We start from the raw sequence: 7,236 nt of genomic DNA, 5'->3' as shown, positions 1-7,236 counted from the left end.
TCAAGAGGGATTCGCAACGCGTGGCACTTTCACTATGCGTTGGTTTAAGTGATTAAGGTGGTATGCGGCGGCTTTGGTATTGCGTTGCTCACCCCTTAACAGGGCGTTATACGCTTTATGGAAAATGATACAAAAAGGACGTTATGAAGTTATCTGAGTTACAAAGTCATATAAAAGAATTCGATTATGCGCCAGAGCAATCTGAACACTATTTTTTAAAACTAATCGAAGAAGTTGGCGAATTATCGGAATCTATTCGCAAAGGCAAAAGTGGGCAACCAACGCTAGATGAGCTCAAAGGTTCAGTCGCAGAAGAGTTATATGACGTTTTGTATTATGTTTGTGCTCTAGCCAATATTCACGGTGTAAACCTTGAGAAAACGCATGAACTAAAAGAAGTTTTGAATAAAGTTAAGTACAACCGATAAGACGCGTATAACAAATTGTTCAAGAGGGATTCAGCACGCGTGGCACTTTTACTATGCGTTGGTTTTATTGATTAAGGTGGTATGCAGTAGCATCGGTGTTGCGTGCTTCACCCCTTAACAAGGCGTTAAATGCCCGAGAGGAAGATAAATGAATAATCTAAGTTCATTCAAATCTAAGTTATTAGAGATCAGTTCTAGTGAACACTATCTTACAAAAACTTGTGCTAGCTATGATTCATATGTTGATGAGTTGGATGACGTTATAAACCGATTAACTCCAATACTAAGTATTGGCGAAATCCGTAAATTAATAGATAAAAAGTTACAGCTCAAAACCCAGCACTTCAACGAGCCACAGTTCATACAAACGGCTTGTGAGTTAGCTGCAATGAGCGATTTTCTAATTAGAGAAGATATAAAGTTAACCTATGAGAAAAAAGTCACACCACCAAAAGATGTCGATTTTTCTCTAGACCATATGGGAATTACATTTAACATTGAGGTTAAATGCCCAAGCTTTGAAAACAAGCTCGATTCTGAGAATGGAAGTGTGATTATTTCCTCATTGGATAGAGCGCCAACTAAAGTTGAAAGTGATGAGATAGTTGGTGACATTCAATCAAGATTAAAATTTTCAGGAGTAGACTCTAAAATACAGAAGAGCATGGAAAATAATCTGAGAACATTCTTGACTTCAGCCCAAGAAAAACTGATTGGTGCTGATGGCAAGGATATCAATATTCTAATCGTGTGTTGTGACTCCGCGCTTGATATGCAAGCTTGGCGACGTTACTTGTTTGGCTTCTCTGGGTTGTTTACAGAAAATAGTTTCGCTCATCATAGTGAGTTCGATCGTGTAGACTATGTTTTACTTACCAATTTATACAACCGCCATCACAAGTTTTATGAACAAAACACAATTAGGGATCATTGGAAGTTATCTAGTGCATTTAACCTCCTTTACCCAAACAAATTTTCAAATAGAAACAAATTAGTTGTTAATGGGAAAGACGACTTTAAGCGTGTGAGTCGAGTCTTTACTAACTATAGTGAAGAATTTGAGGAATACCTCCGTGATAAATTAGATACCCCGAACGAAAACGAAAGCTATGAAGCTAAGGAATTTTTAGGGGTGGCTTGGTTTTCGGATAAATATCGAGATAAAGGCATTTATCACTTCCGAGAGCCAAAGGGCATTTAACAATCTGTTTAAGAGTGATTCGCAACGCGTGGCATTTTCATCATGCGTTAATTTAAGTGATTAAGGTGGTATGCGGCGGCATCGGTATTGCGTTGCTCACACCTTAACAGGGCGTTATACATTACGAGAAAATTATGAGAACAAAAACAGATAGATGGCTCCAGTCCTTTAAAGCTCTCACGTCTAAGCTGACTGCTAAATCAGACGATAGAAATCGTTTGGCATTAGGTCTAATGTATACGAGTAACGAACATTGTTGTTCTATATATGAATTATGTGGAAAAAATATTCCATCATCTGCGTTTGCGTTGTTAAGACCGCAACTTGAAACTTATATTCGAGGGTTGTGGATATTCAACTGTGCTTCAAAAGAAGATATAAACGACATTTACGCTGGCAAAGAGTTTCCCCGAAAAAATGACATGCTGGATGCTTTAACTGAGTTAGAAGAGTTTAAGGATGGTTTGCTTAAGAAAAAAGTAAACGATATGTGGGGGCTTTTGTGCGATTTCACACATGGCGGAGGGGTGCAAGGGGCTTGGCATATTGGTAGGCATGAAATAGGTAGTCATTTTGAGAAACGTCAGATCGATGTTCTTTATGGGCGTGCCTGCGTAATTTCTTACTTAAACTCAATAGCTATGGCTAAAATATGCAATTCAGAAGACATTGCAGCAAAGTTAACTGCAAGCTACAAGCGTATCCACAAGTAATGTATAACAAACTGTTAAAGAGGGATTCGCAACGCGTGGCATTTTCACTATGCGTTGGTTTAAGTGTTTAAGGTGGTATGCGGCGGCTTCGGTATTGCGTTGCTCACCCCTTCACAGGGCGTTATACTTTTCCGGAGGATTTGACATTGGAAGAACTAGTTCAGAAATTAGCTTCAATTGATGAGCTGGAAACTTGGAAGCAACATTGCCAAGGTTACAGTTCTCAAGAGAAGAAAGCTGCGTTCGAGCGTGCTCAATCGTTGTGGATTGCCAGAAAAGTATCAGAGAATACTCTCTATCTTCATCCCGAGGTTATCTCAGATCTTCAAAAGCAAAACTGGCTTCCAAATGATCTGCAAAAGCGCATGATATGGGCAAGTGTGTTAGCTTCCGGTGAGGGTAGCGATAGTAGACAACGTTTCAAGTCCATCAAAGCTAGCTTACTTAAGAAGCATGGTAGAGATTGGTGGGAAGATGTCTATAAACGTCAAAAATCTGCATTTGCAGCTAAAGAACGTATTCGTAATCAAACTGCTTCAAACGGTGCTGCTGTCAATATGCTTATGGCAAAAACTCACTTATTCGGTGATATTGCCAGAGACCAAATACACAGTGCATTGAGTATGGTTCCTAAGTGGTAAAAAACGTATAACAAAGCGTTTAAGACGGATTCCCAACGCTTGGCATTTTTGGTTTACTTCGGCTTTAGTGTTTACGGCACAATACTTTAAGTGCAGTGGTCTGCGTTGCTCACCACTTAACGCGGCGTTATGTTTATCGGAGGAAAAATGCCTGAGTATGCGTTACTAAATAATGTTATCGACTATATGGAAGAGCACGGTCGCACCTACAAATCCGTTAATCTCGATATAGATGAACAACTGGTACAAGAGATTAATGTGGCGAACAAAAGCACTTTTACTCTTGAGCAACTCGAAAAAGCGGCAGACAAGTGTTTAGCACATGAGTGGCTCAATCATGCGTATTTGGGAGGTGGCAACTACAAAGGATTGCAAATAACTCCTAAAGGAATTGGCGTTGCTCGTTCAAAAAAACGTTCAGATGAACTAAAAGCAAACAGAACGTTTCTGAAAAAAACTTCTGACTACATTGAGGAGCACAAGGGGCTTTTTCTTGTTTTAGGTTTTCTTTTAGCCCTAGCAACACTTGGTCTGAAACTTACGGGGTATTATTAATGGAAGATGGCAACTTTACTGTAGAGCTTAAATGTTTGTTTTGTGATTGTCCTTTAGAGGGAGAGCCTGATCAGGAGTTTTCCTCTGGGGACTTAATAAAATGTCAAAATTGTAATGAATTAAATGATTACGATTCGTTGTTAGACGTTGCGGCTGAAGAGGGACTAACAATAGTTCAAGCTCACCTAGACGATCATTTAAAAAAGACGTTCGGTAAGCTCTTCAAAAAATAAACATAACAAACTGTTTAAGAGTGATTCGCAACGCGTGGCATTTTCACTATGCGTTGGATTAAGTGTTTAAGGTGGTATGCGGCGGCATCGGTATTGCGTTGCTCACACCTTAACAGGGCGTTATGTGACTTTCGTACAGATCATCATTGAAATCTCAATATGCAACCACAATATTATCATGGGCATATAGGAGACCAATCATGAGTAATGTTATTCCATTCCGAAAGAAACCTGTGTTAACTCAAAAACCAAAAACTACTATTAAAATGAGTGGCTGTCATTTTGAAGAAAATGGCGTAGGTATGCTTTTAGGCGAGGGTGTCGAAGTAGACATGGAGAGCACCACTTTCTTAAACAACGGTGCTGGTATTGTCGCGGGCTCAATTGATGAAAGAATTCTCCAAATTCTGTCTGAATCGCAACCCAAGGAGAGGTTTAGATTTGCTAATGAATTAAGCCAGTTCGCTAACATATCAGATATAGACCAGCGTACAAAAGAAATTGAGCAGTCGTCACTAGCTAGTAAGTTATCGACAGCATCTAATCTGGCGACTGTCACTACGTGGATAAACGATGTAATTGAGGGGGTGTCGAGTGTGGACTTTGAAGTTTTACTTAATGCGATAATGGGTGGATAGTCACATAACAAATTGTTCAAGAGGGATTCGCAACGCGTGGCATTTTTACTATGCGTTAAGTCTAGTGTTTAAGGTGGTATACAGAAGCTTTGGTATTGCGTTGCTCACCCCTTAACAAGGCGTTAGTTTGCAAGAGGAAAAACGCAGCTATATCGCAAGATCTAACGGTAAAAGCTCAAAGTAATAATTGTCGTATCGGCGTTCAATTTCAGTGTTAACTAGCGTGGTGAAAATTCCAAATTGGCATCGTTTCAACGGTTGATTTGTTTTTTGTGCGGCGATTTTTGGGTTACCTTAGTCGAACTTTTTTGCTGAAACTCTGCTCGTTGAGTTTGTTGGTACAAAAGCCGATTTACTCGATGAAATGGCGTTTTCTCTGGTGTGGTAAGTTCATGTGGTTTCAGTGACTTTGTTGAAAGTCCGCATTGTGAGATTGGTTTTCCAAAGGCGCTTTTTGGTGTTGTGAGTTCGTTTTCTGCGACGTTGTTTGTTCCAAGTGGTTTCATTGACTAGCCGCTTTGAGACTACGCCCGACTTAAATGCATCAAAACACATAAAGTTTATTGTTTGCAAAGTTTAAAATAACGTAAAATCAACGCTTTGGGTTTGCAAACTAACAAACTGCTCAAGAGGGATTCGCAACGCGTGGCATTTTTACTATGCGTTGGTTTGAGTGATTAAGGTGGTATGCGGCTGCTTCGGTATTGCGTTGCTCACCCCTTAGCAGGGCGTTATAAGCTTGGAGGAATAATGCAAAGTATCAGTGTTCTAGTAGTACCTGAAACTGAAGAGTTTACAGAAGACGTTTCTCATCATGATGTGGTGTGGATAAATAAGAGTTTAGGCAAACCGAACCTTAAAGGGCGTAATGCTAAATACCTTGTGCCATATTGGTTGAAAGAACCTGTTGGTGCTAATCGTATATACCACATTCTAGAGATCACAGAATATGACGAGTGTTACGGTATTAAGCTTGGAAATTCATTCATACTCTCTCAACAATGGTGTGGTATGGCGCAGAAAAGGCGCTTTGAATATTGGGATCTTACAGAGTTTCAATTCGTAGAAATTTGTCCCGGGCTACTTACACCCAACTGGTGAGCACGCTTATAACAAACTGTTTAAGAGTGATTCGCAACGCGTGGCATTTTTACTATGCGTTGTGTTTAGTGTTTAAGGTGATATGCGGTAGCATCGGTATTGCATTGCTCACACCTTAACAGGGCGTTAGAGCTACTTGGTAAAGTTAGGAGTTAGAAATAATGATCGTTAGAGACATGATTCGCTGTAAAACGTGTGACCACGTTTCCACAGTAAGGATCTCAGTAGGTCATGATAATTATCAAAGGCATGACTTTGCATGTGTTAGTTGTGAAGAACCTATTGGTTTGGGAATGTACGTTGATTTTAAAAAAGTCTCAACGAAACTAGATTTTTGTGAAAACTGCGAACAAGCAGATGAAGAAGGTACGATAGTTAACTTAAACCCTCATTTCTTAATGAGTGAAACAGACCAAGGTCAAGACCAGAACTTTTCTTGGATGTCCCAGTCTCATTACATCATGGGCAACAGTTCAATTCCCCCAATTTTAGTCCCAAGACCTCATTTGAAGGGTATTAAGTTTAGAGATACTTATGAAGAGTTAGGTGGAATTTATTGTACGTCTGAATTATGGTCGACCATCAAAAAAGGCTGGTCTTTGACCAATAACCATAAGCAAGCTCTTGCACAAAAGGTACTGAAAAAATATAAGCCGAGCCATTTCAAGGGTCCTTTTACACTCCATGCTGTTCTTAACGATTTCTTATACTGTCAAACTTTACCAAGAGCATACGTTTACTTTGACCGTGCTAAAGAGTGTTTAGAAGTCGCTAATTTTGAGTACTCAGAGGAGCTTAAAAGGTTCGCTAAGTACTACAGAGATAATCTAAGAACTACGCATCAAGAAAGGTACTTTGATATATTCTCCAGTTTTTTTGAAAACTTTTCAGAATTTGATCAAGCCATTTTATACGTAAAGAATTGCGTGCCAGTTATTGAAGGGTATATAGCCTCGTCTCACGGTTTTAATAAGACCAAAATGTTCTATGGTAATGCCTTCGAGGCATTTACTAGTAATATCGTTGTTTTGGCATGTTTAAACAATATACTTGAGGGACGAAAATTCGATGAGTTCCTCTCAATGGATTTAGCCAAATACCAAACAATAAACAAAGCGAATAGAGGGAATCCATTTTCAGAAAATGGTCAGCTTAATCCATTCTTAGATTGCATAGAAAGCCCCCTAAGAAATGCCTCGCATCATGGCTCGATAAAGTTGATAAATAAAGGCAAAGAAATTCAATATCAAAGCGGCGGCACAGGTGCTATCCATGTAATGACGTACTCTAAATACCTTGAGAAGTGTAACATGATAAGTTTAAGGTTAGCGTCTTTGTACTTATTGGAGACGGCGTTGCTTGAGTACGCGTAGCTCTAACAAAGCATTTAAGAGTGATTCGCAACGCTTGGCAGTTTCGCTTCGCTCAAGTATAGCCAAGCGCCGCTCACACCTTAATGCGGCGTTAGGTTTCTCCGCGGGAAACATCGAATTCGAGGAATTTGGATCATGGATTATGAAACGAAGCTACAACTTGCGCACAAAGAGTTAAGTGACAAAGGTGTTTGGAAGTCGAACTACAATCCTCCACTTGTAAGGTTGTTACGTAAACTCGGACTATGTTTTCCGCCGCCTTATTATCAGAGCTTTTTTGCAAACGTTATGCTTTGTGTGGCTTTCAGAAGTGGCCCCCAAATTTCGGACATGACTTTAAGTGATTGATCTGT

General features: G+C 39.7%; 10 protein-coding genes. All 10 read left to right on the top strand.

Going from position 1 to position 7,236, the window contains the following annotated elements; all coding sequences use genetic code 11:
• Window positions 1–143: 143 nt before the first annotated feature.
• Window positions 144–428, top strand: coding sequence for a MazG nucleotide pyrophosphohydrolase domain-containing protein (locus tag AACR11_RS00165; RefSeq protein WP_025640084.1), 285 nt, complete (start codon window positions 144–146; stop codon window positions 426–428).
• 148 nt (window positions 429–576) lie between these two features.
• Window positions 577–1,629, top strand: coding sequence for a hypothetical protein (locus tag AACR11_RS00160; RefSeq protein WP_050582055.1), 1,053 nt, complete (start codon window positions 577–579; stop codon window positions 1,627–1,629).
• A gap of 134 nt (window positions 1,630–1,763) precedes the next feature.
• Window positions 1,764–2,342 carry a DUF6988 family protein gene (locus tag AACR11_RS00155; RefSeq protein ID WP_029790604.1) on the top strand — a complete coding sequence of 193 codons (579 nt, stop codon included), beginning with the start codon at window positions 1,764–1,766 and terminating at the stop codon, window positions 2,340–2,342.
• Window positions 2,343–2,488: 146 nt separating this feature from the next.
• Window positions 2,489–2,983, top strand: coding sequence for a hypothetical protein (locus tag AACR11_RS00150; RefSeq protein ID WP_029790603.1), 495 nt, complete (start codon window positions 2,489–2,491; stop codon window positions 2,981–2,983).
• A 147-nt stretch (window positions 2,984–3,130) separates the two neighbouring features.
• A complete protein-coding gene (locus tag AACR11_RS00145) occupies window positions 3,131–3,538 on the top strand; it encodes a hypothetical protein (RefSeq protein WP_029790602.1) in 408 nt (135 codons plus the stop codon).
• Window positions 3,538–3,771: a hypothetical protein gene (locus tag AACR11_RS00140; protein WP_016784599.1), complete on the top strand. Its 234-nt coding sequence runs from the start codon at window positions 3,538–3,540 to the stop codon at window positions 3,769–3,771. The genes AACR11_RS00145 and AACR11_RS00140 overlap by 1 nt, the downstream gene beginning before the upstream one ends.
• A gap of 200 nt (window positions 3,772–3,971) precedes the next feature.
• Window positions 3,972–4,409, top strand: coding sequence for a hypothetical protein (locus AACR11_RS00135; protein ID WP_005448168.1), 438 nt, complete (start codon window positions 3,972–3,974; stop codon window positions 4,407–4,409).
• A 750-nt stretch (window positions 4,410–5,159) separates the two neighbouring features.
• Window positions 5,160–5,510, top strand: a complete 351-nt coding sequence (locus AACR11_RS00130) for a hypothetical protein (protein WP_029790600.1) — start codon at window positions 5,160–5,162, stop codon at window positions 5,508–5,510.
• A 161-nt stretch (window positions 5,511–5,671) separates the two neighbouring features.
• Entirely contained in the window at window positions 5,672–6,883 is a 1,212-nt protein-coding gene (locus tag AACR11_RS00125; RefSeq protein ID WP_029790599.1) for a hypothetical protein, read from the top strand.
• Between the two features lie 135 nt (window positions 6,884–7,018).
• Window positions 7,019–7,231, top strand: coding sequence for a DUF6404 family protein (locus AACR11_RS00120; RefSeq protein ID WP_079325440.1), 213 nt, complete (start codon window positions 7,019–7,021; stop codon window positions 7,229–7,231).
• Window positions 7,232–7,236 lie beyond the last annotated feature (5 nt).

The organism is Vibrio sp. L85 (assembly GCF_963871815.1).
In the GTDB taxonomy this organism is placed as follows: domain Bacteria; phylum Pseudomonadota; class Gammaproteobacteria; order Enterobacterales; family Vibrionaceae; genus Vibrio; species Vibrio harveyi.
The sequence above is the reverse complement of the archived record's forward strand: the minus strand, read 5'-3'. Positions and strand labels throughout refer to the sequence as shown.